The sequence below is a fragment of the Kitasatospora viridis genome (assembly GCF_007829815.1).
In the GTDB taxonomy this organism is placed as follows: Bacteria; Actinomycetota; Actinomycetes; order Streptomycetales; family Streptomycetaceae; genus Kitasatospora; species Kitasatospora viridis.
On sequence record NZ_VIWT01000001.1, the window covers coordinates 2,548,588 to 2,575,228 of the forward strand.

Consider the following 26,641-nt stretch of genomic DNA (forward strand, 5'->3'; position numbering starts at 1 on the left):
GTTTCGAGAGACGTTCGGGAAATGCCGCGAGGGCGGCCTCCCCTCGGGGAGACCGCCCTCGCGAAGCGGAACGGCCGATCCTTCGAACGAAGGATCAGAAGTCCATGTCACCGCCCGGCATGCCGCCGCCGGCGGCCGCGGCGGCCTTCTCCGGCTTGTCGGCGATGACGGCCTCGGTGGTGAGGAAGAGCGCCGCGATGGAGGCGGCGTTCTGCAGCGCGGAGCGGGTGACCTTGGCCGGGTCGATGATGCCCTCGGCGACCAGGTCCACGTACTCGTTGGTCGCGGCGTTCAGGCCGTGGCCGGCGGGCAGGTTGCGGACCTTCTCGACCACGACGCCACCCTCAAGGCCGGCGTTGGTGGCGATCTGCTTGATCGGGGCCTCCAGCGCGACCTTCACGATGTTGGCACCGGTGGCCTCGTCGCCTTCGAGCTCCAGCTTGTCGAACGCGACACCGGCCTGCAGCAGCGCCACGCCGCCACCGGCGACGATGCCCTCCTCGACGGCCGCCTTGGCGTTGCGCACGGCGTCCTCGATGCGGTGCTTGCGCTCCTTGAGCTCGACCTCGGTGGCCGCGCCGGCCTTGATGACGGCCACGCCGCCGGCCAGCTTGGCGAGGCGCTCCTGGAGCTTCTCGCGGTCGTAGTCCGAGTCGCTGTTCTCGATCTCGGCGCGGATCTGGTTGACCCGGCCGGCGACCTGGTCGCTGTCGCCGCCACCGTCGACGATGGTGGTCTCGTCCTTGGTGATGACCACCTTGCGGGCGGTGCCCAGCAGGTCGAGACCGGCGTTCTCCAGCTTGAGGCCGACCTCCTCGGAGATCACGGTGCCACCGGTCAGGATGGCGATGTCGCCCAGCATGGCCTTGCGGCGGTCGCCGAAGCCCGGGGCCTTGACGGCGACGGACTTGAAGGTGCCGCGGATCTTGTTGACCACCAGGGTCGACAGGGCCTCGCCCTCGACGTCCTCGGCGATGATCAGCAGCGGCTTGCCGGACTGCATGACCTTCTCCAGCAGCGGCAGCAGGTCCTTGACCGAGCCGATCTTGGAGTTGGCGATCAGGATGTACGGGTCGTCGAAGGACGCCTCCATACGCTCCAGGTCGGTGGCGAAGTAGGCCGAGATGTAGCCCTTGTCGAAGCGCATGCCCTCGGTGAGCTCAAGCTCCAGACCGAAGGTGTTGCTCTCCTCGACGGTGATGACGCCTTCCTTGCCGACCTTGTCCATCGCCTCGGCGATGAGCTCGCCGATCTGGGTGTCGGCGGCGGAGATCGAGGCGGTGGCCGCGATCTGCTCCTTGGTCTCGACGTTGCGGGCCTGGGCCAGCAGCTGGTCGGAGACGGCGGCGACGGCCTTCTCGATGCCGCGCTTGAGGGCCATCGGGTTGGCGCCGGCGGCGACGTTGCGCAGACCCTCGCGAACCAGGGCCTGGGCGAGCACGGTGGCGGTGGTGGTGCCGTCACCCGCGACGTCGTCGGTCTTCTTGGCGACCTCCTTGACGAGCTCGGCGCCGATCTTCTCGTACGGGTCTTCGAGCTCGATCTCCTTGGCGATCGAGACACCGTCGTTGGTGATCGTGGGGGCGCCCCACTTCTTCTCAAGGACGACGTTGCGGCCCTTGGGGCCCAGCGTCACCTTGACGGCGTCGGCAAGCTGGTTCATGCCGCGCTCAAGGCCGCGGCGAGCTTCCTCGTCAAACGAGATGATCTTGGCCATCGGAAGTGGTCCTCCAGGACACGGTCGACTGCTCGGACCAGGGGGCGCCCGCGACGGACGGCCGTGGGGTGCGGGGGGCCTTTCCCCAGCCACGCCCCGAGGCCTCACCGACCCGGTCCGTTTGTCACTCTCAAGCTCTGAGTGCTAACGCCAATGATTAGCACTCTGGGGTGGCGAGTGCAAGCTCCTTGAGGACGGCGGCACGATGCCGGCCACCCCCGGCGGCGCCCCGGGACGACGGAAGCGGCCGAGCCCGCCCCCGGCCCCTGACGGGGTGTCGGGTGCGGGCTCGGCCGCTTGGTCCACCAGCTCGGTGAGAGCCGATACTCCGAGGTTCGGAAAGGATCAGACCGCCGCGCGGACCATGTCCGCCTGCGGGCCCTTCTGCCCCTGGGAGATCTCGAACTCGACCCGCTGGCCCTCCTCGAGGGTGCGGTAGCCGTCCATCTGGATCGCGCTGTAGTGGACGAACACGTCCGCACCACCGTCGACCGCGATGAAGCCGTAGCCCTTCTCCGCGTTGAACCACTTGACGGTGCCCTGAGCCATTCCGAACTCCCCTAGTGCTGTACTGGCCCTTCACGCGCCCGCTGGTCGCGGACCCGGGTCTGGCGGACCATGCCGAAGGTGTCCCCCCGGGGCGTGATCCTGCCGCAGCAACCCGCCCCCGGTTGCCAGTTGGCGTCCCGAGGACAGGCGGATGCGTCGACCGCGGCTGAATGTATCCGGATCGGAGCCCTCTGCAACAGGGTCACTGAACGCCAATTCAGCCACCCGGCCGACGGACAGGAGGGGAGGAATACGACAGAGTTCGGCAATTCGCCTCGGACATAGCGGGCGGAAGCCGCGAATTGTCCAAATAATTCTGACGCGTCGCCGACATGAATCCGCGTGCGCGTGGGCAGCTATGTCTCAACGGTCGGGACGCCGGGGCACAGCCTATGCCCCAGCCTCCGGGCTGCTCGCACCGCCCCGGGCACGACGGCGGGGCGCCCCCGGCCGCAGTGGCCGGGCGACGCCCCTGGGGTGTGCCGACGGACCGTCAGCAGCCGCCCGCCACGGCCGGGATGATGGAGACGGTGGCGCCGTCCTTGACCTCGGTGGCCAGGCCCTGGTCGAAGCGCACGTCGTCGTCGTTGACGTACACGTTGACGAACCGGCGCAGCGCACCGGCGTCGTCCAGCACCCGGGCGCCGATGCCGGCGTGGTTGCGGTCGAGGTCGGCGATCACCTCGGCCAGGGTGGCGCCCTCGGCGGTCACCTCGGACCGGCCGTCGGTGTAGGGGCGCAGGATGGTGGGGATGCGGACGGTGGCGCTCATCGGTGGCTCTCCTGGTTCGGGGGGATCTGGGGGGTGGGGGAGGCGGCTCAGACCAGCCCGGCGGCCCGGAAGGACTCCAGGGTCGGCCGGATGGTCGCGGTCAGGCCGGTCCCGGCCACCGCGTCCAGCGTCTTCAGGCCGTCGCCGGTGTTGATCGCCACGGTCTCCTTGGCCGGGTCCAGCTGACCGCTCTCGACCAACTTCTTGAGCACGCCGATGGTCACGCCGCCCGCGGTCTCGGCGAAGACCCCCTCGGTGCGGGCCAGCAGCTTGATCGCCTCGACCACCTCGGCGTCGGTGACGTCCTCCACCGCGCCGCCGGTGCGCCGGGCGATGTCCAGCACGTAGGGGCCGTCGGCCGGGTTGCCGATCGCCAGCGACTTGGCGATGGTGTCCGGCTTGACCGGGCGGATCACGTCCCGGCCGTCCTTGAAGGCGGCGGCCACCGGGGAGCAGCCGGTCGCCTGGGCGCCGAAGACCTTGTACGGGCGGTCCTCGACCAGGCCGAGCTTGATCAGCTCCTGCAGGCCCTTGTCGATCTTGGTGAGCTGGGAGCCGGAGGCGATCGGGATGACGATCTGCTCGGGCAGCCGCCAGCCGAGCTGCTCGCAGATCTCGTAGGCCAGGGTCTTGGAGCCCTCGCCGTAGTACGGCCGCAGGTTGACGTTGACGAAGCCCCAGCCCTCGCCGGCCGGGTCGCCGATCAGCTCCGAACAGAACCGGTTGACGTCGTCGTAGTTGCCCTCGATGCCGACCAGGTCGCCGCCGTACACGCCGGCCACCACGATCTTGGCGTGCTCCAGGTCGTGCGGGATGAAGACGCAGGAGCGCAGGCCCGCGCGGGCCGCCGCGGCGCCCACCGCGCCGGCCAGGTTGCCGGTGGAGGAGCAGGACAGGGTGGTGAAGTCGAAGGCCCGGGCCGCCTCGATCGCGCAGGCCACCACCCGGTCCTTGAAGGAGTGGGTCGGGTTGCCGGAGTCGTCCTTGATGTGCAGCTGGGCGGTGAAGCCGAGCTCGGCGCCCAGCCGGTCGGCCTTGACCAGCGGGGTCCAGCCGGGGTTCAGGTTGGGCTTGCCGGCCACGTCGGCCGGCACCGGCAGCAGCGGGGCGTAGCGCCAGATCGAGGCCGGCCCGGCCTCGATCCGCTTGCGCAGCTCCTCGGTGTCGTAGCCGCTGTAGTCGTAGGCGATCTCCAGCGGCCCGAAGCACTCCAGGCAGGCGAAGCTGGGGCCGAGCGGGAACCGGGTGCCGCACTCGCGACAGGACAGCGCGGTGGCGGGGCCGAGGTCAACATCGGACGTCGCGGCGACAGGGGTAGCGGTAGCCATGATGGCGGAGGCCTCTCTCCTCATCTTCCCCGTGGCGCGGGCGCGCCACAGGCCGGAATTGGCACCTGTCCCGCCGGGGCCTGCTACAGGCCGGTCGAGAAGGTTGCCGGGACGTCAACGGGCCGTTCCCTCAGTCCCTCTGGATGAGCTCTATGAAGTTGTCACCGACTGCGAAGCCGGCGGCCATGATGATCAAGTTGGCCGGCGGTCCACCCCGGTGTGCGAAGGTCTGATCGCAGTACGAAGACTGTAGCCGAAGGCACGACAGCTGACCGCTACCGTCCGCTACGCGAGACGGCCGCGACCATTTCAGAGAGCCGACAAGGAGCGAGATTTGCCAGCCCAGCAGAGCCCGGAGCTTCTCCCGGAGGCAGCGCGCTGGTTGCGTCGCAGGTCCTGGACGGCGGCGGACCGGCCGCTGTCCGAGCTGCTCGCCGCCAAGCGGGCCGCCGGACCGGCCGGCACGGTGAGCGTGGTGCTGCCGGCGCTGGACGAGGAGTCCACCGTGGGCGGGATCGTCGAGGTGATCCGCCGCGAACTGATGGAGCGCGTCCCGCTGGTGGACGAGCTCGTGGTGGTGGACTCCGGCTCCGCCGACCGGACCGCCGAAGTCGCCGCCGCCGCCGGCGCCCGGGTCGTGCAGCGCGACGCCGTGCTGCCCGAGGTGCCCGCGGTGCCCGGCAAGGGCGAGGTGCTCTGGCGATCACTCATGGTGACAAGCGGCGCGATCGTCTGCTTCATCGACGCCGACCTGCGCGAGTTCGACCCGGCCTTCGTCTCCGGCATCGTCGGGCCGCTGCTCACCGAACCGGACGTGCACCTGGTCAAGGCGATGTACGACCGCCCGCTGGAGGAGGGCGGCGCGGTGGTGCCGGCCGGCGGCGGGCGGGTCACCGAACTCGTCGCCCGGCCGCTGCTCAACCTGCACTGGCCGCAACTGGCCGGTTTCGTGCAGCCGCTCGGCGGCGAGTACGCGGCCCGCCGCTCGCTGCTGGAGCGGCTGCCCTTCCCGACCGGCTACGGGGTGGAGCTCGGCCTGCTGGTGGACGCCCTGGACCTGGTCGGGCTGGACGCGCTGGCCCAGGTCGACGTCGGGGTGCGGCACCACCGCCACCAGGACGGCCAGGCGCTCGGCCGGATGGCCGCCACCATCTACCGCACCGCGCTGGAGCGGCTGGACCGCACCCACCGGCTCAAGGCGGCCGAGGACCTGGCCCGCCCGGTGCTCACCCAGTTCTCCCGCGACCCGGTGACCAGGGAGTTCACCGCCCACGACCACCCGGTCACGGCGCTGGAGCGCCCCCCGGTGATCGAACTGCCGCAGTACCGGGAGCGGTCCGGCCGGAGCTGACCGGTCCCGGGGTGTGGCCGACGTCCTGGTTTGCCGCACGGCGGCCCCGGCAAGGTTCGAGATATGGCCGATCAAACGACCGCACGCATCCTGGTGGCCTCGAACCGGGGCCCGGTGTCCTTCTCGACCGCGGCGGACGGCAGTCTCAGCCTGCGCCGCGGCGGCGGCGGACTGGTCTCGGGGCTCTCCGCGATCGACGACCCGAACGCCGTCTGGGTCTGCGCCGCACTCGGCGAGGCCGACCGGGCGGCGGCCCGGCGCTCGCCCGACGGGCGGCTCGACCGGGCCGGCTTCGAGGTCGGCGGGCAGGCCGTGCGGATGCTGGACCTGGACCCCGAGGTGTTCGACCGGGCCTACAACGGCGTGGCCAACTCGACCCTCTGGTTCCTCCACCACATGCTCTACGCCACCCCGACCTCGCCCGCCTTCGACCGGCGGGCGGGCGAGCAGTGGGCCGGCTTCCGGGCCTACAACGCGGCCTTCGCCGAGGCGCTGGCCGCCGAGGCCGCGCCCGGCGCCGCGGTGCTGGTGCAGGACTACCACCTCACCCTCGTGCCCGAGCTGCTCCGCGAGCTGCGCCCGGACCTGCGGATCGGCTACTTCCTGCACATCCCGTGGGCGCCGGCCGACTACTTCCGGCTGCTGCCGGACGACCGGGCGGCGGCCGTGCTCACCGGCGTGCTGGGCGCCGACCGGGCCGGGTTCCACACCCGGCGCTGGGCCGAGGCCTTCGCCGACTGCTGCGAGCAGGTGTTGGGCGCCACCGTCGACCGGGCCGACCTCTCGGTCACCCACCGGGGCCGGACCACCAGGCTGGGCGTGCACGCGCTCGGCGCCGACGGCGAGTTCCTGCGCGAGCGCGCGCACCGGCCGGACGTGGACCAGCGGCTCGCCGCGCTCAGGCAGCAGGTGGGCGACCGGCGCACCATCGTCCGGGTGGACCGCACCGAGCTGAGCAAGAACATCGTCCGCGGCCTGCAGGCCTACCGGCACCTGCTGCGCACCCGCCCCGAGTGGCACGACCGGGTGGTGCACGTCGCCTTCGCCTACCCCTCCCGGCAGGACCTGGCCGAGTACCGCGAGTACACCGCCGAGGTGCGCCGGATCAGCGAGGAGATCAACGCCGAGTTCGGCACCGCGCGCTGGCAGCCGCTGATACTCCAGGTGGAGGACGACTTCGCCCGCTCGCTGGCCGCCTACCGGCTGGCCGACGTGGCCCTGGTCAACCCGATCCGGGACGGCATGAACCTGGTCGCAAAGGAGGTCCCGGTGGTCTCCGACGCGGGCTGCGCGCTGGTGCTCTCCCGGGAGGCCGGGGCCTGGCCGGAACTGGCCGAGGACGCGATCGGGATCAACCCGTACGACGTGCTGGGCACCGCCGACGCACTGCACCGCGCGCTCGGCATGCCCGTCGCCGAGCGCACCGAGCGCACCAAGCGGCTGGCCGCGGCGGCCACCGCGCTGCCGCCGCAGCAGTGGTTCCTCGATCAGCTCGCGGAGCTCAGCGCCTGAGACCCTCCAGCGCCCGGGCCAGCCCCTCCAGCAGCGCCACCACCCCGGCCGGCCCGGGCACCACCAGGTCGGCCCGCTCGGCCACCTCGCGCACCGGCGGTTCGCCGGTGACCGGGCCGCTGGCCACCAGCAGCCCGGGCAGCCCGGCGCCGCGCAGCCGCTCGACGGCGGCGAAGGCGGCCAGGTCGCCCAGGTCGTCCCCGGCGTAGAGCACCGCGCCGGCCGCCCGCTCGCCGACCAGCCCGGTCAGCGCCGCGCCCTTGTCGACCCCGGGCGGGCGCAGTTCGACCACCATCCGGCCGGGTTCCACGGCGAGCCCGTGCGCGGCGGCCAGCTCGGCCAGCGGGCCGCGCAGCCGCTCCAGGAGGGCGTCCGGCTCGGCGGTGCGCCGGGTGTGCACCGCCAGCGAGCGGTCCTTGTCCTCCAGCCAGGTGCCCTCCGGCGCGTCCAGGGCGGCCAGCAGGCCGGGCAGTTCGGCCCGCACGGCGGCCACCCCGGGGTGCACCTGAGGGGCCGTCAGCCGGCCGGTGGCGCCGTCCCAGCGCTCGGCCCCGTAGTGGCCGAGCACCACCAGGCGCTCCAGTCCGGGGGTGTCGGCGAAGCCGCCGAGCCGGACGGCGGCGAGCGCCGGGCGGCCGGTGACCACGGCGACGGTGCCGATCCGCCCGGCCAGCGCGGCCAGCGCGGCGGCGGCGCCGGGGTGGGCGGCGGCCCGTTCGGGGTCGGCGACGATCGGCGCCAGGGTGCCGTCGAAGTCGAGGGCGAGCAGCGCCCGGGCCGGGTCGGCCAGCAGTGCGGCCAGGCCCGCCCGGCCGGCGGTGGTGGTCGGTTCCTGCAGCATGCCCGCCAACCTACCCAGGGCGCGGGTCGGCTAACGCTCGGCCCGGCGGGCGGCCCGGATCCGGCGCAGCCGGTTGACCAGGACCGGGTCCTGCTTGAGCGCCTCCTCGCGGTCCAGCAGGGCGTTGAGCAGCTGGTAGTACCGCGTGGCGGAGATGCCCAGTTCCTCGCGGACCGCCTGCTCCTTGGCCCCCTGGGTGCGCCAGCCGCGGGCCTCCAGGGCCAGCACGGCCCGCTCGCGCTCGGTCAGCTCGGTCATCCCGCCATTCTCCCGCAGCGCACCGACGTCCCGGGCAAGCCGCCCGACTACTGGCCGCGGGCCTTCTTGCTGGTCGTCTCGGCGAACTGCTGCAGGCCGGTGAGCACCGGGCCCGGGTCGTCGGAGACCGCCTTGCCGATGTCGGTCTTGAGCCGGCCGCTGACGGTGTCCCAGGCCGGGTCGCCGAGCGGGTAGAAGCTGGCGGCCGGCAGCGCGTCCAGGAACGGCTTGAGGTCGGGGTGCCGGCCGCTGTTGGTCATGTCGTCCAGGGTGTCCTGGGTGACCGGGAGCAGGTTGTACTGCTCGTCGAAGGCGAGCGTGTTGTCCTTCGTGTAGGCGAAGTTGAGGAAGTCGCGGATCTGCTGCCGGTGCCCGTTGGCGGTGTAGGCCATCATCCAGTCGGCCACGCCCAGGGTGCGGTCCTTGGTGGCCGGGTCCTTGCGGGGGATCGGCGCGGTGCCGTAGTCGACCTTCGCCTGCGCCGCCTTCTGGACCAGTGCCGGGTGGCCGTTGAGCATCGCCACCTTGCCGGCCGCGAAGTCGTCGAAGGCGGTCTGGCGGTTGACCGATCCCGGGTCGGGATAGGTCAGGTGGGGGTCCACCAGGTTCTGCTTGAGCCAGGCGAAGGTCTCCTGGTTCTCCTTGCTGTCCAGGGTGTAGACGCCGGCGTCGTCGGTCAGCCCGCCGCCGCCGCTCATCGTCCACATCATCGACTCGGCCTGGGCCTCCTCCGGGCCGAGCGGCAGCGCGTAGGGGGTGACCCCGGGCACCTTGGCCTTGATCAGCGCGGCGTCCGCCTTGAGGTCGGCCCAGCTGGCCGGCGGCTGGGCGATGCCGGCCTTGGCGAAGATCGTCTTGTTGTAGAAGAAGGTCCGCGAGGAGGAGACGAACGGGATGCCGTACTGGGTGCCGAGCACCTCCCCGGCCCGGTTGAAGACGTCCAGGAAGTTCGCCTCGGTGTCCATCGAGAGCACGTCCCGGGCCGGGTAGAGCTGGTTGGCGGCCACCTTGTCGGCGAAGCCGCCGGTCTGCACGATGTCGGGCGAGTGGCCGGCCTTGACCATCGCGGCGACCCGGGCGTCGATGTCGTTCCAGCTGTAGACCCGGACGTCGACCTTGATCTTCGGGTTGGCCGCCTCGAAGCGCCTGGCCAGGTCGTCCCAGTAGTGCTGCGAGCTGGTGGCGGGGCTGTCGCCGTAGTCGGCGGCCACCAGTTGGAGGGTGACGGTGCCGTTCCCGTCGAGGCCGAGCACCCCGCAACCGGAGAGCAGCAGGGTACTGGTCACGAGCGCAGCGCTGAGCCGGGACTTCAACGGGGGACCGCCTTCGGGCGCACAGGTATCGGGGGTGACGGAAGGTTGCCACCGAGTGGTCTGAACCAGAAACCTGAAGTCGCCGAACGTTACCGAAGTGGGTCGCCTCGTTGCGCAGGGCGCAACGCCCAGCCGGAGCCCCGGACGGCCCGTCAACTGCCGTGCGCCGCAGGTCAGACGGTGAGCACCTGGACGCCGGCCTCGGTGAAGGCCGCGATCAGCTCCTCGTCGGCGTCCGCGTCGGTCACCAGGGTGTCGATCGCCTCCAGCCCGCAGATCTTGGCGAAGGCCCGGTGGCCGAGCTTGGAGGAGTCGGCGGCCACCACCACCCGGCGGGCCCGCTCGGCGAGCAGCCGGTTGACGCTGGCCTCGCCCTCGTGGTGCGCGGTGGCGCCGGCCCCGGCGTCCAGCGCGTCCACCCCCAGCACCGTGACGTCCAGGGTGAGTTCGCCGAGCACGGCGGCGGCCAGCGGGCCGATCAGCTCGTAGGACTGCGGGCGGGCCACCCCGCCGGTGACCACGATCTTCACCGCCGGACGGACCGTCAGTTCGTTGGCGATGTTGAGCGCGTTGGTCACCACGGTGAGCGACTGCCCGCCGACCTCGGGCCGTTCGGCCAGCTCGGGGCGGACCGCGAGGGCGCGGGCCACCTCGGTGGTGGTGGTGCCGCCGTTCAGGCCGACCACCTCGCCGGGGGCGATCAGCGCGGCGACGGCCTGGCCGATCCGCTGCTTGGCGTCGGCGTGCCGGGCGGTCTTGTAGCGCAGCGGGAGGTCGTAGGAGACGTTGTGGGCGACCGCGCCGCCGCGGGTCCGGGTGACCATCTGCTGGCGGGCCAGCTGGTCCAGGTCGCGGCGGATCGTGGCGGCCGAGACGCCGAGCGCGGCGGCCGCCTCCTCGACCTCCAACCTGCCCTGCTCGGCGAGGAGTTCGAGGAGACCGTTCCACCGCTCGTACCTGGACACGCCGCGCCATCCCTTGCTCTCGTCCACCCGCTGTCCGGACAGCGTCGCACAAGGCCGCCCCCGCCTGCGGCGGCGTCCGCAGGCCCGACGGACTATTGCGCGGTTCTGATCGCAACGGCTATAAAACAATCACCTTCACGCAGAGAAGTAGAAGAGCAGTAGAAGCGCACTGGAGAGGAACGGCATGAGCGCACTCACCGCCGAAGAGCTGGCCAGCCAGCCGGCCTGCTGGCGCCGCGCCGCCGCACTGGCCGCCCCGGCCGGCGCCGACCTGCCGGCACCGGGCGAGCGGGTCGCCGTGGTCGGCTGCGGCACCTCCTGGTTCATGGCCCAGGCCTACGCGGCGCTGCGCGAGGCGGCCGGGCAGGGCGAGACCGACGCGTTCGCGGCCTCCGAGTTCCGCTACGCCCGGTCCTACGACCGGGTGTTGGCGATCACCCGGTCCGGCACCACCACCGAGGTGCTCACCCTGCTCGACCGGCTGTCCGGCCGGACCCCGACCACCGCCCTCACCGCCGACCCGGCCACCCCGGTCAAGCGGGCCGCCGACCGGCTGGTGGTGCTGGACTTCGCCGACGAGCGCTCGGTGGTGCAGACCCGGTTCGCCACCAGCGCGCTCGCCCTGCTGCGCGCCCACCTCGAACTGTCCGGCGCGCTGCCGCCGGGCACGGCCACGGTGGAGCGGGCGGCGGCCGACGCCGAGCGGGCACTGGCCGGACCGCTGCCGGCCGGCCTGACCGAGGTGGAGCAGATCACCTTCCTGGGCGCCGGCTGGACCAACGGCCTGGCCCTGGAGGCCGGGTTGAAGCTGCGCGAGGCGGCGTCCTTCTGGACCGAGGCATACCCGGCGATGGAGTACCGGCACGGACCGGTCGCGATCACCGCCCCCGGGCGGGCCGCCTGGATGTTCGGCACCCTGCCGGAGGGCCTGGGCGCGCAGGTCGCCGCGACCGGCGGACTGCTGGTCAGCGACTCGGCGGCCGGCGGGCTGGACCCGATGGCCGACCTGGTCCGGGTGCACCGCCTGGCGGTGGAGCTGGCCGGGGCCCGCGGACTGGACCCGGACCGCCCGCGGGCGCTGACCCGCTCGGTGCAGCTCTGACCCCGGTGCGCGCCGCGCGACCAAGCTCACCCCGACCGGACCGGACCAATCCCACCACTGGACTAGACCTCTCCTCCTCGGTCAAGGGAAACTGTCCCCCGTGAAGCACGTCATCGCACTCGATGTAGGCGGCACCGGCATGAAGGCCGCGCTGCTCGCCCAGGACGGCTCCGTGCTGTTCGAAGCACGCCGACCGACCGGGCGGGAGCACGGCACGGACGCCGTCGTCGCCACCATCCTCGACTTCGCCGCCGACCTCGCCGAGGAGGGCCTGCGCCGTTTCGGGCAGGCTCCGTCGGCGGCCGGCGTCGCGGTGCCGGGCACCATCGACGAGAAGAACGGGATCGCCGTCTTCTCCGCCAACCTCGGCTGGCGGGACCTGCCGATGCGCAAGCTGCTCGGCGAGCGCCTCGGCGGCCTGCCGGTCGCCCTCGGCCACGACGTCCGCACCGGCGGGCTGGCCGAGGGCCGGCTCGGCGCCGGCCGGGGCGTGGACCGGTTCCTCTTCATCGCGCTGGGCACCGGCATCGCCGGCGCCATCGGCATCGAGGGCCGGATCGAGGCGGGCGCGCACGGCTACGGCGGGGAGATCGGCCACGTAGTGGTCCGCCCCGGCGGCCCGGCCTGCGGCTGCGGCGCCAAGGGCTGCCTGGAGACCCTGGCCTCGGCCTCGGCCGTCTCCCGCGCCTGGGCCGGGGCCAGCGGCGATCCCGCCGCCGACGCCGCCGACTGCGCCACCGCCGTACTGGCCGGCGACCCGGCCGCGCTGACGGTCTGGCAGCAGGCGGTCGACGCGCTGGCCGACGGCATCGTGCTGGCGCAGAGCCTGCTCGACCCGTCCACGGTGATCGTCGGCGGCGGGCTCGCCGAGGCCGGTGACACGCTCTTCACTCCCCTGCGCGCGGCGGTCGCCGAGCGGTTGACCTTCCAGATGCCCCCGAAGGTGGTACCCGCCATGCTCAAAGACACCGCCGCCTCCCTGGGCGCCGGCCTGCTCGCCTGGGACCTGCTCTCAACGGAGGTGACCGCGTGACCGCGCTCGCTGCAACCCTCGCCGGAGCCCGGCTGGTCCTGCCCACCGGGGTCGTCGAGGACGGCCGGCTGGCCTTCTCGGGCAGCACCATCACCGCGATCGGCGGCCCGGCCGTCCCCGGTGAACTGGACCTGACCGGCTGCACCGTGGTCCCGGGCTTCGTCGACCTGCACGTGCACGGCGGCGGCGGCGCGTCCTACGCCTCCGGCGTGGCCGAGGAGGCGCTCACCGCGGCCCGCACCCACCTGGAACACGGCACCACCACCACGATGGCCTCCACCGTCACCGCGGAGATCGACGAGGTCTGCCGGCAGGCGGCCGTGCTCTCCGAGCTGGTCGAGGACGGCGTGCTGGCCGGCGTGCACTTCGAGGGCCCGTTCATCTCGCCCGGCCGGTGCGGCGCGCACCGCCCGGACCTGCTGCGGGACCCGGACCCGGCGCTGGTGCGCAAGTTGGTGGACGCCGCCCGCGGCACCGCGAAGATGGTCACCCTGGCGCCCGAGCTGCCCGGCGGCCTGGAGTCGGTCCGGCTGCTGGCCGACCTCGGGGTGGTCGCGGCGGTCGGCCACACCGACTCGGACTACGCCAAGACCCTGGAGGCGATCGAGGCCGGCGCCACCGTCGCCACCCACCTGTTCAACGCGATGCCGGGCATCCAGCACCGCGCCCCCGGCCCGATCATCGCCCTGCTGGAGGACGAGCGGGTCACCGTCGAGCTGATCAACGACGGCACCCACCTGCACCCCTCGGTGCTCGACCTGGCCTACGGCACGGCCGGCGCCGACCGGGTCGCGCTGATCACCGACGCGATGGGCGCGGCCGGCATGGGCGACGGCCTCTACCCGCTGGGCCCGCTCCAGGTCCGGGTGGAGAACGGCGTGGCCCGGCTGGTGGAGGGCGGCTCGATCGCCGGCTCCACGCTCACCCTGGACGTCGCGTTCCAGCGCTCGGTGCTGATCAACGGGCTGACGCTGGAGCAGACCGTCCGGTCGATCTCCGGCCGCCCGGCCGAACTGCTCGGCCTGGCCGACACGGTCGGCTCGCTGGAGGTCGGCAAGAACGCCGACCTGGTGGTGCTCGACTCCGACACCTTCGAGCTGGTCGCCGTGGTCCGCCGGGGCGAGTGGATCAAGGGCGCCGAGCGCTTCACCCGCGCGGGCTGACCGGCCGTCAGCGCCGGGAGGGGTCGCGGACCCCTCCCGGGCCGCCGGTCAGCTGCTGGACGGCGCGGGCGCGGCCCCGGACGGGCTCGGGTAGTTGCCGCTCACGTCCATCCCGGTGACGGCCATCTGGTCGAGCAGCACCGGGCCGCCGGACGTGGTCACCACGATGGTGTTGGTCCCGGCCTGCAGCTGCGGGCTGACCCAGGTGTAGGACCAGGACTGGGCCGGGTCGCCGCCGGTGTTCCAGCTCTTGAAGGTGGTGCCGCCCGGGTGGTCGGTGCCGTTCACGGTGACCGCGGCCTTCACCTGGCCGCCGCTGGTGTTGCCGTAGTGGAACCAGACCTTCCAGACACCGGCGGTGGGCACCGTCACCGAGAAGGTCGCGGTGGAGCCCTGTTGCATCGTCAGGTAGCTGCCGTCGGCCGAGACCGCGCCCTTGACCCCGCTGCCCAGGACCGCCCCGCCGCCGGCCTGCGCCTGCGAGGCGTCGGCGAAGCCGTTGGAGGCCGTGGTGCCGCCCGAGGCGGACGGCGAGCCCGAGGGCGAGCCGGAGGTGCTCGGCCCGGCGCTGCTCGCGCTGGTGGTGTGCCCGGCGCCGCCGGTCGGTCCGGGGCCCGCGTTGTCCTTGGTCTTGCCGTCCCCGCCGGAGAGCGCGATGCCGGCGCCGATCGCGATCGCCGCGACCACCGCGACCACGCCGATCACCGGACCCTTGCCGCGCCCGCGCGGCACGTCCTCACCGGGCTGCGGCCGGGACCGCTCGGCGTACCGGGACTGCTGGTGCGGCAGTTGGGCGGTCGACTCGGCGCCGTAGCCGGGCTGGCCCTGCGCCTGGTGGCCGCCGGGCGCCCCCAGCGGCGCCCGCGGGTAGCCGGGCGGCGGACCCTGGGGCCCGGGCGGGAAAGGCTGCTGACGGGGCGTCTGGGCCCCGTACTGGGCCCGGCCGACCTCCATCGGACGGTAGGCCGTGCGCGGGGCCGGCGGCGGCTGCTCGGCCCCTGCCTCGCCCGCGGCGGGACGGTAGAGGTACCCGAACGGGTCGTCCTCCGCCGGGACGCCGCCCGCGCTCTCCTCAGGCCCTTGGCTGTCGGCCGTCATCGCGCAGATCAACTCCCCTGGACGTCGTGGGCACACCGGTTCTCACGGCACCCTACAGGGGTTCACACGGCGCGCCGGTGCGACCGCTCCCCACGCGCCCCGCGCATCGCTCCGCCGCGCGCCCGCTTCTCGTCGTACATCCGCTTGTCGGCCGCGTGCAGCACCTCCTCGATGCTCATCCCGCAGCCCGCCCAGCCGATCCCCAGGCTGACCCCGACCCGCATCACCCGGCCGGCTATCCGCATCGGCGGCATCACCGCGTTGCGCAGCCGCACCGCCAGGTCCGCGGCCTCCTCGCTGCCGATCGCGTCGGCCAGCACCACGAACTCGTCGCCGCCGAGCCGGGCCACCGTGTCGCCGTCCCGGACCACGCCCTGCAGCCGGCGGGCCACCTCCACCAGCACCGCGTCGCCCGCGTTGTGGCCGAACCGGTCGTTCACCGACTTGAAGCCGTCCAGGTCGCAGAAGAGCACCGCCAGGCCCTTCTGCTTCTGCTGGGTCGGGGCGCCGGTGCGCGGGCCGTGCCAGGGCTCCGGGGTGCTGTCCGGGTCGCCGGGGACCACGGCGTGCACGTGGTCCGGCGGCGGCGCGTCGAAGCCGTCCCGGCAGACCGGGTCGGCCCCGGGCCGCTCGGCGTAGCCGTGCACCAGGGCGCCGAGCGGCTCCAGCAGGTCGGCGCCGTAGTCGGCCTGCGCCGGACCGACCGGGGCCGGCACGGTGGCCCCGCCGCGCTGGCCGTGCGGTCCCGCGAAGGCGGCCGCGGAGTGCCCGGAGGCGGCGGTCTCCAGCGCGCACGGCGTGGCCCCGACCGCCCCGTGGGCGGCCGCGCCGCCCGGGCCCTGCGGCACCGAGCAGAGCCGGCGGGCCAGCCGGGCCCGCAGCTCGGCGCCGTTCGGCAGGCCGGTCAGCGCGTCGTGGCTGGCCCGGTGGGCCAGTTGCAGCTCGTGGCGCTTGCGGTCCTCGATGTCCTCGACGTGGGTGAGCAGGAAGCTGGGGCCCTCGGCCGCGTCCGCGACGATCGAGTTGCGCAGGCAGACCCACTGGTAGCTGCCGTCGCGGCGGGCCAGCCGGAGCTCGGCCCGGCCGCTCTCGGCGCTGGTGCGCTCCAGCAGCGCCTGGTCGTCCGGGTGCACCAGGTCCAGGAAGCTCTGCTGGCGCAGCGAGGAGCGGGAGCGGCCGAGCAGCCGGCAGAGCGCGTCGTTGACCCGGGTCAGCTGGCCCCTGGCCGGTCCGTGGAGCTCGGTGATGGCCATCCCGCTGGGGGCGTACTCGAAGGCCTGCCGGAAGCTCTCCTCGCTGGCCCGCAGTGCCTGCTGGTCCTTCTCCATCCGGGCCAGCGCGCGCTGCATCTCGGCGCGCAGCCGAGCGTTGCCGATCGCGATCGAGGCCTGCAGCGAGAACATCTCCAGCGCCTCGCGGGTCCAGGCGCCGGGGCGCTTGCCGCTGCGCGGGCGGTCCACGCTGAGCACCCCGAGCAGGTCGCCGCCGGCGCTGTACATCGGGGCCAGCAGGCCGTCCTCGGGGTGCCAGTCGTTGGCGTAGACGGGCAGCGCGCCGTCTCCGGTCCACCGCGGGATGTCCGGTCCGACCGCCCAGCCCCGGTCGTGCGGCAGGAAGCGCAGCGTGCCCCAGTGGTCGGAGGCGGCCAGCAGCCGGTCCCAGGAGGCCCGTCCGCCGACCTGGCCGAGCAGCACCGAGGGGCCGCCGAAGTCCCGCACCTCGTACTCCCAGACGGCCGCCACCACCAGGTCGCCGTCCGGCCGCACCAGGCTGACCGCCGCCGCGTCGAAGCCCAGTCCGTGCACCGCCCCCTCCACCACGGCCTGCAGGGTGCCTGCCAGGCTGCGGGCAGCATTGAGGTCCGCCACGACCCGGTGCAAGGTGCGGAGGGTCGCGAGGCGGACGTAGGGCTCCGACTCGGCTTCCATGCGGGGGCTCCCCGGCTTCTTCGGATAGGTCTTGATGGTTATCGTCCGATTGCCAGAAGAACTGAATCACAGCGAGCACAGCAATAGGCACGCTCGGTCAGCAATAGGTCGGCACTTGTGACTCAAATCACAGGACGCATAGACAGGCAAACCCGGTTCATCTCGGTCATGCCCGGACACGATTCGGCGATGGCCACCTTCCCCGTTCGGTCGTGCACGGCCTCCGCGACCCGATCCGCGGGACGGGCCCAAGGGCCTAGGACCACCGCCGGATGCCGTCCGCGGTGGTCGGGGGCTACCGTGCGGTACGTGTCCACTTCGCCGCAGTCCACCACTGCCCCCACCGCCACGCCGGACGAGTTCCGGGCCGCCCTGAGCCAGCTGGCGGCCGGTGTCGCCCTGGTGACCGCCCGCGAGGCGGACGAGGACGCGGGGATGACCGCCACCTCGTTCCTCTCGGTCTCGCTGGAGCCGCCGCTGGTGCTGGTCTCGGTGCGCGAGGACTCCCGGATGGACGAGCTGCTCGCCGGGGTGGACACCTGGGCGGTCTCGCTGCTCGGCGAGCAGCACCGGGCGGTGGCCTCCCGGTTCGCGATGCGCGGCCGGCTCAGCGACCGGCTGCTCTTCGCCGACACCCCGCACCAGCGCTCGGAGCTGACCGGATCGCCGCTGATCGAGGGGGCGCTGGCCACCGTGGAGTGCCGCACCGAGCAGCGGATACCCGCCGGCGACCACACCCTGCTGCTCGGCCGGGTGCTGCGGGCCCGGGTGCCCGCGCCCGACGGCCGCCCGCTGCTCTACTTCCGCGGCGCCTACCGCGAACTGGGCTGACGCCCCGTCACTCCCCCGAGCCGCCGCGCGGCGCCGAGCGCCCGCGCTTGAGCTCCGCCCGGTGCTTCTTGTTCCGCAGCCGCGCCTCGACCATCCCCTTGGACGGCTTGGTGGCCCGGCGCGCCTTCGGCGGCGGGGCGGTCGCCTCGCCGAGCAGCGAGGCCAGCCGGGCCGCGGCCACCTCGCGGTTGCGCCACTGCGAGCGGTGCTCGCTGGCCCGCACCACCAGTACCCGCCCGTCCACCAGCCGGCCGGCCAGCCGTTCCAGCGCGCGCTGCTTCCACACCTCGGGCAGCGCGGTCGAGGCGGCGAGGTCGTAACGCAGCTCGACCTGGGTGTCGGAGGTGTTCACGTGCTGGCCACCGGGGCCGCTCGATCGCGAGAAACGCCAGACGAGCTCGGCCTCCGGCACCACCACCGAGCCCCGGACGCGCAGTGGCTCGGGCATGCCCCCATCATCCCGGTCCGGACCCGGGCCCGTCACGCGGTTAAATGTCCGGGTGATCGAGCTCGGCTACTCCCTCTCCCTGCGGATCCCCGACCCCCCGCAGACCGACTACCGCACCGCCTCCGTGCAGGCGCTGCGGCACGACCTGTTCTGCGGGGACGTGTACGTCGCGGAGGACGAGCTCGAACTCTCCACCGCCTGGGGCTGGGTCCCGGTGCTGGACTTCGCCTGGGCGCTGTGCGACATCACCGAACGGCTGGACGAGGATCCGCGGGGCAGCCGGGCCGCCGCGCTGCGCACCGCCGACCTGGACTTCACCCAGAACACCGAACTGCTCCGGTTCGCCCGCCGGTTCGGCCACGTGGAGATCACCGCGACCTGGCTGGACGAGCCGCCGCTGGTGGTCCGGCACCAGGAGCTGCGCCGGGAGGCCCGGGACTTCCTGCAGGACGTGCTGGCCGACCTGACCGACCTGCACCCGGAGCTGGCCGACAACCCGAACGTCTGGGTGGTGGCCGGCCGCTACCCGCGGATCTGAGCCGGGCCCGGCCTCAGCCCCGCTCGGCCCGCAGCTCGCCGAGGTCGAGCAGCTCGGTGTCGTCCTCCGGGGTCAGGTCCACCACCTGGGTGGCGCCGACCTCCTCGCCCAGCACGTCGGCCAGGTCCGGCTCCGCCGCGGGCGCCTGGCGCTCGGTCAGCTGAGGCGCGCTCAGTTCCGGCTGGTCCTGACGCTGCGCCAGCTCGTTGACCGAGCCGACCGACGGGGCGGGCGCGGCGGCCCGCAGCGCGGCGCCGCGGTCGAAGAAGCTGAAGCTCGGGATCCGCGGACCGGGTGTCTGCGGGCGGGGGCGCGGCCGCTGCCGCTCGGCCGGCAGCCCCGCCGCGGCGGCCGCCTGCTCGGCCGGGCCGGCCAGCATCGGCCGGACCGGCGAGGCGGTCACGGCGGGCCGGGCGGTGGCGCCGGAAGTCGTCGCGGCCGACTTCCCAGCCGTCGCACGGGGCTCCTCGGCCCCGGGCCGCTCCTGCTCGCGCACCTCGGCCGGCTCGGCCACGCCCGCGGCACGGGGGACGGGCCGCTCGCCCGCCTGCTCCGGCAGCGCCGGCACGTGCCGCTCCCGCACCTCGGGCAGCGCGGCGTGCTCGGCCGGCCGGGCCGCCGGCAGCGCGGCCGCCGCCTTGCGGGCCTGACGGCGGGCCAGGTGCTCGGCCTGCACGGCGGCCAGCTCGGCCCGGCGCTCCAGCGCCCGCAGCGCGTTCGCCGCGCGCAGGTAGGCCACCGGCGTCACCGGGTGCTTGGGACGGGCCGCCTCGGCCGCCAGCCGGGCCGCCTCGGCCTCCTTGAGCGCCTGCTCGGCGACCAGCACCGCGCGCTCCTTGAGCAGTCGGGCGATCTCCGTCTCGGCCTTCGCCAGCCGGGACTTCTCGGCCGCCAACCGGCGGCCGGTCCGGGCCGCCCGCTCCTCGGCCACCTCGGCCGCGTACTCGGCCTCGGCCAGCTGCTCCTCGAACCGCTCCTCCTCGCGGATCCGGCGGGCGGCGGCGGCCTCCGCCGCCGCCCGTCCCGCGCGGTCGCGCTGACGGAGCACCAGACCCAGGCCGAGCACCGCGAGCACCGCGGCGACCCCGACCGAGCGGACCACCAACCGGTCCGCACTGAGCAGCAGCGCGGCCAGCGCCGCCACCGCGAGGACCGCGGCGGCGAGCGGCCCGAGCGCACGGCTGAGGAGCGAGGAGTGACGGTGGCGTCCGCGAGACATGAGCAAAAAACTAGCGTGCGAATAGCGGACTGTCAGCTTGAGGGTCCCCGCTACGGCTGACGGGACGTCAGCGCGGTGACGGCGCCGCGCCCTTGCCGCCGCCGTCCTCCGGCAGCTTGCAGATGTGCTGCAGCCACAGCGCCGCGGCGACCACCCCGGCCCCGGCCAGCACCGCGAACCCGGCGGTGATCGCCGGACCGCGGTGCGCGTCGAAGTCCGGCAGGGTGAGGAGCTCGATGCCGAAGCCGGCGTAGATCCCGCTGACCACCGCGGAGACCAGCGCGCTGGCCTGCCCGAGCACCACCGCCCGGGCGGCCAGCAGCGGGTCCACCCGCTTCGCGCCGGGGGCGCGGTCCCGGACCGCCTTCAGCCGGGAGCGCAGCGAGATCGCGGCGGCCAGCAGGATCACGGCGACCACCGCCAGCACCACCGGCGCGGCGGTCGGGGTGCCGGGCAGCGTGTCCAGTGAGTTCCACAGCTTCGCCCCGGCCCAGGAGAGGGCGGTGGCGACCACGAAGATGCCCAGCAGGAGTCGCAGGCGCAGCGGCTTCACGAAACCGGGAGTCCCTTCTGACGGTCTGTTGCGACGCTCTGCCCGACCTTACTCCGGCAGCCGGATCTCCAGGTCGGCGCGGCGGCGCACGCCCTGGTCCGCGCCGATCGTGGCCAGCAGGCCGGCCACCGGACCGTGCCCGGGCAGCTCGGCCGCCGGGTCGGCGTCCAGCCAGGGGGCCAGCACGAAGGCCCGCTCGTGCGCGCGCGGGTGCGGCAGCAGCAGCACCGGGTCGTCGCTCAGCACGCCCTGGTAGCTGATGATGTCCACGTCCAGGGTGCGGGCGCCCCAGCGCACGGTGCGCACCCGGCCGAACGCGTCCTCGACGGCGTTGGCGCGCTCCAGCAGCGAGTGCGGCGGCAGCGTGGTGCGCAGCACCACCACCGCGTTGTAGTAGGCGGGCTGCTCGTCGGGCCCGCCGAGCGGGTCGGTCTCGAAGACGCCGGAGACCGCGGTGATCTTCAGGCCGGGGGTGTCCGCCAGTGCGTCCACCGCGCCCTGAAGGGTCTCCAGCCGGTTGCCGAGGTTGCTGCCCAGGGCGATCACGGCGGTGCGCGGACTGGCCAGGGTGCTGTCGACGCTGTCCACCCGGTTCTGCAGGTCGAAGGTGGTCGGCGAGGCGGTCGGGTCGCTGGTGCTCATCGGGTGTCCTCTGCGGTCTGCGCGGGTGCGGGCGGGTGCGGGCGGGTCATCCGCGGCCCCGGTGGATGGTGACGGTCACGTCGTCGAACGGCACGGTGATCGGCGCGTCCGGCTTGTGCACCGTGACCTCGACCTCCTGGACCGCCTCGTGGCTCAGGCACTGGTCGGCGATGCGCTGGGCCAGGGTCTCGATCAGGTCGACCGGCTCGCCCGCGATGATCGCGGTGACCTGCTCCGCCACGATCCCGTAGTGGGCCGTGCGGGTGAGGTCGTCGCCGGAGGCCGCCGGCCGGGTGTCCAGGTAGAGCACGAGGTCGACCACGAAGGTCTGCCCCTCGATCCGCTCCCGCTCGAAGACGCCGTGGTGGCCACGGGCCCTCAGGCCTCGCAGGGTGACGCGGTCCAGCACCTGGCTCACTGCTCCTATCCGGGCTGCCCCTGATCAGGCTGCGGCGGGCCCCGTCGCCCGCCGCACTCGAATCTACCTTCGACTCCGGACGGTCCGGCGCCGGGTCCCGGGGAGCCCCCGGCCGCGCCCCGGCCTCACTCCTGGCCGCCGTCCTCCTCCTCGTCGTCGCCGCTGGTCAGCACGGGTGAACCGTGGTGCGACCAGAGCTTCCAGCCGGCCGCGGTGCGGCGGAACAGATTGGTGGAGACCACCTTGCCGCCGACCAGCGGGCCCAGCTCGCCCTCCTCCTCGGCCTCGCCACCGGAGAGGATGTTCTCGGTGCAGGTCACCAGTGCCACGTCACCCTGCACCTCGACCTCGACGTCGGTCAGGAAGAACTGGATGTACTCCGTGTTCATCATGATCAACAGGTAGGACCTGGTCACCTGGGCCCGGCCGCGGAGCACCGGCCAGCCCGGGTGGACGCAGACCACCCCGGTCTTGTCGTCGGCGTCCGCCGCCGACAGCCAGACGTCCTCCAAGGCCTCCAGGTCGCCGTTCTCCAGCGACTCGTAGAGCCGCAGGTTGGCCGCCAGCACCGCCTCGCGGTCGTCCGTCGGCGCGGCCGCCCGGCCGTTGCCACCGCCGCCCCGCTTGGGGTCACCGGCCTTCGGATCACCGGTCACGCCACCACCCACCTTCCCTCTGCCCTGCCCTGCTCGGTTCAGCTCGGCCCGGCCGCCCGCCAGGCGGCCACCACCCGGACGGCGTCGGCGGTGCCCGCCACGTCGTGCACCCGGACCGCCCAGGCTCCCGCCCGGGCCGACAGGGCGGAGATCGCGGCGGTGGCGTCGTCGCGCTGCCGGGCCGGCCGCAGCTGACCGGTTCGCGGGTCGGCGAGCAGCGTACCCAGGAAGCGCTTGCGGGATGCGGCGACCAGCACGGGTCTGCCCAAGGCGGTCAGCGCGTCCAAACCTCCCAGCAGCGCCCAGTTGTGCTCGCTGGTCTTGGCGAAGCCCAGCCCCGGGTCGAGGATCAGCTGCTCCTGCTTCACCCCGGCCGCGAGCAGCGCCTCGATCCGGACGGTCAGCTCGGCCAGCACGTCGGCGACCACGTCGTCGTAGACCGCCAGCGCGTCCATGTCGGCGGACTGGCCGCGCCAGTGCATCACCACGAAGGGCGCGCCGGCGTCCGCCACCACCTGGGCCATCGCGGGGTCGGCCAGGCCGCCGGAGACGTCGTTGACCAGCGCCGCGCCGGCCGCCAGCGCCTGCTCGGCGACCACCGCCCGCATGGTGTCCACCGAGACCACCACGCCCTGCGCGGCCAGCTCGCGGACCACCGGGATCACCCGGCGCAGCTCCTCCTGCTCGGTCACCCGCCGCGAGCCGGGGCGGGTGGACTCACCGCCCACGTCCACCAGGTCGGCGCCGCGCGCCACCAGGTCCAGGCCGTGCGCCACCGCGGCCCGCGGGTCCAACCACTGCCCGCCGTCCGAGAACGAGTCGGGGGTGACGTTGACCACGCCCATCACGGCGCAGCGGTCGAGGAGGGGCAGACCGGGCAGCGGGTTGTTCATGGGGCCATTATCGGTCCCTCCCGCCGCCCGGCCCGCGCTGCTCAGGCGGCCGGCGCAATCGACTCCTGGTCGCCGGCCGGGGCCGACATCAGGCCCTGGCGCTGCTTCTTGCGGCCGAACCGGGGCATGCCCAGGGTGATGAACGCCTCGGCCTGCATCGCCGCGAAGCCGATCCGCGGCAGGTCCCGGGTGCTCGGGTAGACCAGGAACCGCGGCTCCCACTCCGGCTGGAACTTGGCGTTGAACTTGTACAGCGACTCGATCTGGAACCAGCGCGAGAGGAAGACCAGCAGCCCGCGCCAGGCCCGCAGCACCGGTCCGGCACCGATCCGCTCACCGCGGGCCAGCGCCGAGCGGAACATCGCGAAGTTCAGCGAGACCCGGCGGATGCCCAGCGCCGGCACCGCCTGCAGCGCGGCGACGATCAGCAGCTCGTTCAGCCCCGGGTCGGCCGCCCGGTCGCGCCGCATCAGCTCCAGCGAGATGCCGTCCTCGCCCCAGGGCACGAAGTGCAGCACCGCCTTGAGGTCGTCCGCCTCCGGCGGCTCGCCCTCGCCCGGCGCCTTGTGCGCGGTCACCACGACGCAGGCGTCGTCGCCCGGCTCGCCGAACCGGCCGAGCGCCATCGAGAAGCCGCGCTCGGTGTCGGTGCCGCGCCAGCGGGCGGCCGCGTCGGCGATCCGGCGCTTCTCCTGCGGGGTCAGCTCGCCGACCCGGCGGATCTGGCAGGAGTAGCCGTTGCGCTCGATCCGCTTGACCATCTGGCGGACGTTGCGCATCGCGCGGCCGGCGAGCGAGAAGGTGCTCGCGTCCACGATCGCCTCGTCGCCGAGCTCCAGCGCGTCCAGGTGCGCCTCGCGGGTCCAGACCTCGCCGCCGACCTCGCTGCAGCCCATCACGGCCGGCACCCAGGCGTGCTCACGGGCCTGCGTCATGAACTCCTTGATCGCGCCGGGCCAGGCCTCGACGTCGCCGACCGGGTCGCCCGAGGCGAGCATCACGCCGGAGACCACCCGGTAGGAGATCGCCGCCTTGCCGCTGGGCGAGAAGAGCACGCTCTTGTCCCGGCGCAGCGCGAAGTAGCCGAGCGAGTCGCGCCGGCCGTGCCGGTCCAGCAGGCCCCGCACCCTGGCCTCGTCCTCGGCGGTCAGCTCCGGCTCCGGCTTGCCCGGGCGCAGCAGCAGGTAGGCGGTGGAGACGGCGGTCAGCATGCCGAGGCCGGCCAGCGAGTAGCCGACCAGGTCGCCGATCCGGTCCGGGTGGTAGCGGACCGGGCCGTCCAGGCCGAACAGGCCCCAGACGGTCTCCCGCACCTTGGCCATCAGGCTGGGGTGACCCATCTCGCGGGACGGGTGCGAGCTGACGATCAGGAAGCCGAGGCCCAGGCTGATCGCGCCCATCACCACGAAGTTGAGCAGCGCCCGCCAGCGGGTGCGCGGGTCGGCCTTGGCGTAGAACTCGCGGCGGTGCAGCAGCATCACGCCGAGCAGCACCAGCGAGACGACGGCCGGGCCGACCTGGTGCCAGCGCAGCACGTGCAGCGCGGCGCTGACCGGCAGCAGCACGCAGACCAGCCGCCAGGCCCGGCGCTTGCGGCGGCGCAGCGCGTGCGCCAGCAGCACCAGCAGGATGCCGATCAACAGGGTGCCGGCGGTGGCGATGGTGGTGGTGGCTCCCGGCAGCTGACCCGCCCACAGGTGCATCCGGGTCCGGCGCAGCCGGGGGAAGGCCCCGGCCGCGATGTCCATCAGGCCGATCAGCAGGCAGGCGTAGCCGACCACACCGGGCAGCCAGGCCCGCGGCACGGCGGCCGCCTGGTGGCGCAGCGTCTGGAGGCCCCGCTTGCGGGGCTGCTCCGGGGACGACTCAGCGGACACGGGAACACTCATGGAAGCTCAGCGTAATTGCTTCCCGGAGGTGGCCGGTCACCCTGAGGAGTGAGCCGTGGGGGTCCTTCATCCTTGTTTCCTTCACCAGGCCAAGAGACCGTCAAGAACGGGTAATGGGCGGCCCACCAGCACCGCAGCTGCCGATTCCTCGGTGTGGCGGCCCCCGTCTGGGTGGCGACGCCGAAGTCTAGGGCTTTGGTTCCTGTGGGTGAAGCCGAGCCACGGCCGGTGCCCCGCCCGTGCCGCACACCGTTCGCCCACCGTTGCCCAAGTGGCCGGGGTGGTTCGGGTGGCCGCCCGTGGACCGGTCTCCGATGATGAGTCAGCGGTGCCCGCCGCAGAGCTGACGGACCGCCAGGGGGTCTGGGATGGAGCTGACCAGCGCCACGCTGCTGGGGCTGATCGCCGTCGCCGCCGTGCTCGCGAGCGCCGGCACGCTCTGGCTCTGGCCCCGGCTGGCCCGCAACAGCCCCTGGCAAGTCCTCGGGCGGCTCGGCCTGTTGACCACGGCTCAGCTGCTGGCCCTGGCGGTCGCCGGGCTGCTGCTGAACAACGCGTACGGGTTCTACACCTCCTGGGGCGACCTGCTGCAGCGGGACACCGGCCGGCTCGCGCTCGGTCCGGCGGGCGCCGGCCGGGCCGGTCCGCCGGCCGGCGACACCCTGGTCCGGCCGGCCGGCGACGAGTCGCTGGCCGGGGTCACCGACCTGCCGCAGGGGCGGCCGGAGGAGGTCGGCCGGGTGGACTCCATCCGGGTGAGCGGCAAGCAGTCCGGCCTCTCCGACCAGATGTTCATCTACCTGCCACCCGAGTACTTCAATCCGAAATACGCCCGGGAACGGTTCCCGGTCCTGCTCACCCTCGCGGGCTACCCCGGCACCCCGCTGCACCTGCTGACCGAGCTGCACACCCCGCAACAGGTCTGGGACCTCCAGCGGACCGGCCGGATGGCGCCCACCGTGGTCGTGATGGCCCGCCCCACGGTGGCCGCGCCGCGCGACACCGAGTGCGTGGACGTGCCGGGCGGGCCGGCCACCGAGACCTGGTTCGCCAAGGACCTGCCGACCGCGCTCCGCTCCGCCTACCGGGTCAGCCGCTCGGCCCAGTCCTGGGCGGTGCTCGGCTACTCCACCGGCGGCAGCTGCGCGCTCCGGCTGGCGCTGCGCGACCCCGGCTCCTACGGCAGCGCGGCCGCGCTGCACGCCGAGTACCAGGTCGGCTCGGACTGGTCCACCGGCGGCGACCTGTTCGGCGGCAACCAGCAGCTGGCCCAGGGCTACGACCTGGCCTGGCGGCTGCACAACCTGCCGGTGCCGAGGACCTCGCTGCTGATCGTCTCCACCCGCACCGAGGACGACTACCCGGCCACCCAGCAGTTCCTGGCCGCGGCGGCGCCGGTCGGCCAGGCGCACCCCGAGTTCTCCGTGGACTCGCTCTTCCTGCCGGACGGCGGGCACAGCTTCGACACCTGGCGGCGGGAGCTGCCGGCCTCGCTGGAGTGGATCAGCGACCACCTGGCCCCGGCCCCGGACCGCGAACCGCGGGCCTGACCACCGCACGGACGGCCCGCCGACCCGCCCCCGGACACCGCGAAGCCCGCCGAGCCGGGCTCAGCGGGCTTCCA

The 26,641-nt window shown here is 73.6% G+C and carries 26 protein-coding genes and 1 riboswitch; of the genes, 8 read left to right on the forward strand and 18 right to left on the reverse strand.

The window, feature by feature from the left end:
- Positions 1-94 precede the first annotated feature (94 nt).
- The 4 genes from groL to thrC all read right to left on the reverse strand — a co-directional run bounded on the left by groL (position 95) and on the right by thrC (position 4,366).
- The gene (gene groL / locus FHX73_RS11225; RefSeq protein WP_145904878.1) at positions 95-1,717 is read right to left on the reverse strand and encodes a chaperonin GroEL; all 1,623 of its coding nucleotides are present in this window, start codon (positions 1,715-1,717) and stop codon (positions 95-97) included.
- Between the two features lie 345 nt (positions 1,718-2,062).
- Complete coding sequence (locus FHX73_RS11230; RefSeq protein WP_030289665.1) at positions 2,063-2,266, reverse strand: cold-shock protein; 204 nt, start codon at positions 2,264-2,266, stop codon at positions 2,063-2,065.
- Positions 2,267-2,759: 493 nt separating this feature from the next.
- The gene (locus FHX73_RS11235) at positions 2,760-3,038 is read right to left on the reverse strand and encodes a MoaD/ThiS family protein (protein WP_145904879.1); all 279 of its coding nucleotides are present in this window, start codon (positions 3,036-3,038) and stop codon (positions 2,760-2,762) included.
- Positions 3,039-3,085: 47 nt separating this feature from the next.
- Positions 3,086-4,366 (reverse strand): threonine synthase, encoded by a 1,281-nt coding sequence (gene thrC, locus FHX73_RS11240; protein ID WP_145904880.1) that lies wholly within the window; start codon positions 4,364-4,366, stop codon positions 3,086-3,088.
- Between the two features lie 17 nt (positions 4,367-4,383).
- Positions 4,384-4,516: riboswitch (SAM riboswitch) on the reverse strand.
- Between the two features lie 184 nt (positions 4,517-4,700).
- Here thrC and FHX73_RS11245 point away from each other — a divergent pair.
- Together FHX73_RS11245 and FHX73_RS11250 are read left to right on the forward strand one after the other, a co-directional pair.
- Positions 4,701-5,717, forward strand: coding sequence for a glucosyl-3-phosphoglycerate synthase (locus FHX73_RS11245; protein ID WP_145904881.1), 1,017 nt, complete (start codon positions 4,701-4,703; stop codon positions 5,715-5,717).
- Positions 5,718-5,780: 63 nt separating this feature from the next.
- A complete protein-coding gene (locus tag FHX73_RS11250) occupies positions 5,781-7,229 on the forward strand; it encodes an alpha,alpha-trehalose-phosphate synthase (UDP-forming) (RefSeq protein WP_145904882.1) in 1,449 nt (482 codons plus the stop codon).
- Here the strand turns inward: FHX73_RS11250 and otsB are convergent.
- The 4 genes from otsB to FHX73_RS11270 form a co-directional block, all read right to left on the reverse strand.
- The gene (gene otsB / locus FHX73_RS11255; RefSeq protein WP_145904883.1) at positions 7,219-8,070 is read right to left on the reverse strand and encodes a trehalose-phosphatase; all 852 of its coding nucleotides are present in this window, start codon (positions 8,068-8,070) and stop codon (positions 7,219-7,221) included. The genes FHX73_RS11250 and otsB overlap by 11 nt on opposite strands.
- A gap of 30 nt (positions 8,071-8,100) precedes the next feature.
- Positions 8,101-8,328 carry a DUF3263 domain-containing protein gene (locus tag FHX73_RS11260; RefSeq protein WP_145904884.1) on the reverse strand — a complete coding sequence of 76 codons (228 nt, stop codon included), beginning with the start codon at positions 8,326-8,328 and terminating at the stop codon, positions 8,101-8,103.
- Positions 8,329-8,375: 47 nt separating this feature from the next.
- Positions 8,376-9,614 carry an extracellular solute-binding protein gene (locus FHX73_RS11265; RefSeq protein WP_246213464.1) on the reverse strand — a complete coding sequence of 413 codons (1,239 nt, stop codon included), beginning with the start codon at positions 9,612-9,614 and terminating at the stop codon, positions 8,376-8,378.
- A 200-nt stretch (positions 9,615-9,814) separates the two neighbouring features.
- Positions 9,815-10,606 (reverse strand): DeoR/GlpR family DNA-binding transcription regulator, encoded by a 792-nt coding sequence (locus tag FHX73_RS11270; protein ID WP_145904885.1) that lies wholly within the window; start codon positions 10,604-10,606, stop codon positions 9,815-9,817.
- A gap of 184 nt (positions 10,607-10,790) precedes the next feature.
- Between FHX73_RS11270 and FHX73_RS11275 the strand changes: the two genes are divergently transcribed.
- The 3 genes from FHX73_RS11275 (at position 10,791) to nagA (ending at position 13,904) form a co-directional block, all read left to right on the forward strand.
- Positions 10,791-11,708, forward strand: a complete 918-nt coding sequence (locus FHX73_RS11275; RefSeq protein ID WP_145904886.1) for an SIS domain-containing protein — start codon at positions 10,791-10,793, stop codon at positions 11,706-11,708.
- A 100-nt stretch (positions 11,709-11,808) separates the two neighbouring features.
- Entirely contained in the window at positions 11,809-12,741 is a 933-nt protein-coding gene (locus FHX73_RS11280; RefSeq protein WP_145904887.1) for an ROK family protein, read from the forward strand.
- Positions 12,738-13,904 (forward strand): N-acetylglucosamine-6-phosphate deacetylase, encoded by a 1,167-nt coding sequence (gene nagA, locus FHX73_RS11285; RefSeq protein ID WP_145904888.1) that lies wholly within the window; start codon positions 12,738-12,740, stop codon positions 13,902-13,904. Before FHX73_RS11280 ends, nagA begins: the two co-directional genes overlap by 4 nt.
- Before the next feature lie 48 nt (positions 13,905-13,952).
- Here nagA and FHX73_RS11290 read toward each other — a convergent pair whose 3' ends face one another.
- Both FHX73_RS11290 and FHX73_RS11295 read right to left on the reverse strand, forming a co-directional pair.
- Complete coding sequence (locus FHX73_RS11290; RefSeq protein ID WP_145904889.1) at positions 13,953-15,002, reverse strand: carbohydrate-binding protein; 1,050 nt, start codon at positions 15,000-15,002, stop codon at positions 13,953-13,955.
- Between the two features lie 62 nt (positions 15,003-15,064).
- The gene (locus tag FHX73_RS11295) at positions 15,065-16,930 is read right to left on the reverse strand and encodes a GGDEF domain-containing protein (protein WP_145904890.1); all 1,866 of its coding nucleotides are present in this window, start codon (positions 16,928-16,930) and stop codon (positions 15,065-15,067) included.
- 309 nt (positions 16,931-17,239) lie between these two features.
- Between FHX73_RS11295 and FHX73_RS11300 the strand changes: the two genes are divergently transcribed.
- Positions 17,240-17,761 carry a flavin reductase family protein gene (locus FHX73_RS11300; RefSeq protein ID WP_246213465.1) on the forward strand — a complete coding sequence of 174 codons (522 nt, stop codon included), beginning with the start codon at positions 17,240-17,242 and terminating at the stop codon, positions 17,759-17,761.
- Positions 17,762-17,768: 7 nt separating this feature from the next.
- On the opposite strand, the gene arfB is transcribed toward FHX73_RS11300, so the two are convergent.
- Positions 17,769-18,209 carry an alternative ribosome rescue aminoacyl-tRNA hydrolase ArfB gene (arfB, locus tag FHX73_RS11305; RefSeq protein WP_145904892.1) on the reverse strand — a complete coding sequence of 147 codons (441 nt, stop codon included), beginning with the start codon at positions 18,207-18,209 and terminating at the stop codon, positions 17,769-17,771.
- A 52-nt stretch (positions 18,210-18,261) separates the two neighbouring features.
- Between arfB and FHX73_RS11310 the strand changes: the two genes are divergently transcribed.
- Positions 18,262-18,747 (forward strand): hypothetical protein, encoded by a 486-nt coding sequence (locus FHX73_RS11310; RefSeq protein ID WP_145904893.1) that lies wholly within the window; start codon positions 18,262-18,264, stop codon positions 18,745-18,747.
- A gap of 13 nt (positions 18,748-18,760) precedes the next feature.
- Here FHX73_RS11310 and FHX73_RS11315 read toward each other — a convergent pair whose 3' ends face one another.
- The 7 genes from FHX73_RS11315 to FHX73_RS11345 all read right to left on the reverse strand — a co-directional run bounded on the left by FHX73_RS11315 (position 18,761) and on the right by FHX73_RS11345 (position 25,017).
- A complete protein-coding gene (locus tag FHX73_RS11315; protein WP_145904894.1) occupies positions 18,761-19,966 on the reverse strand; it encodes a hypothetical protein in 1,206 nt (401 codons plus the stop codon).
- A 67-nt stretch (positions 19,967-20,033) separates the two neighbouring features.
- Positions 20,034-20,519 carry a DUF3180 domain-containing protein gene (locus FHX73_RS11320; protein WP_145904895.1) on the reverse strand — a complete coding sequence of 162 codons (486 nt, stop codon included), beginning with the start codon at positions 20,517-20,519 and terminating at the stop codon, positions 20,034-20,036.
- Positions 20,520-20,567: 48 nt separating this feature from the next.
- Positions 20,568-21,161 carry a 2-amino-4-hydroxy-6-hydroxymethyldihydropteridine diphosphokinase gene (folK, locus tag FHX73_RS11325; protein WP_145904896.1) on the reverse strand — a complete coding sequence of 198 codons (594 nt, stop codon included), beginning with the start codon at positions 21,159-21,161 and terminating at the stop codon, positions 20,568-20,570.
- 46 nt (positions 21,162-21,207) lie between these two features.
- Entirely contained in the window at positions 21,208-21,567 is a 360-nt protein-coding gene (gene folB / locus FHX73_RS11330) for a dihydroneopterin aldolase (protein WP_145908208.1), read from the reverse strand.
- Positions 21,568-21,704: 137 nt separating this feature from the next.
- Positions 21,705-22,148 (reverse strand): nuclear transport factor 2 family protein, encoded by a 444-nt coding sequence (locus FHX73_RS11335; RefSeq protein WP_246213820.1) that lies wholly within the window; start codon positions 22,146-22,148, stop codon positions 21,705-21,707.
- A 125-nt stretch (positions 22,149-22,273) separates the two neighbouring features.
- Positions 22,274-23,128, reverse strand: coding sequence for a dihydropteroate synthase (gene folP / locus FHX73_RS11340; RefSeq protein WP_145904898.1), 855 nt, complete (start codon positions 23,126-23,128; stop codon positions 22,274-22,276).
- A gap of 41 nt (positions 23,129-23,169) precedes the next feature.
- On the reverse strand, positions 23,170-25,017 hold the full coding sequence (locus tag FHX73_RS11345; RefSeq protein WP_145904899.1) for a phosphatidylglycerol lysyltransferase domain-containing protein: 1,848 nt from the start codon (positions 25,015-25,017) through the stop codon (positions 23,170-23,172).
- Positions 25,018-25,385: 368 nt separating this feature from the next.
- Between FHX73_RS11345 and FHX73_RS11350 the strand changes: the two genes are divergently transcribed.
- Complete coding sequence (locus tag FHX73_RS11350; protein ID WP_145904900.1) at positions 25,386-26,567, forward strand: alpha/beta hydrolase; 1,182 nt, start codon at positions 25,386-25,388, stop codon at positions 26,565-26,567.
- The last annotated feature ends 74 nt before the right edge of the window (positions 26,568-26,641 follow it).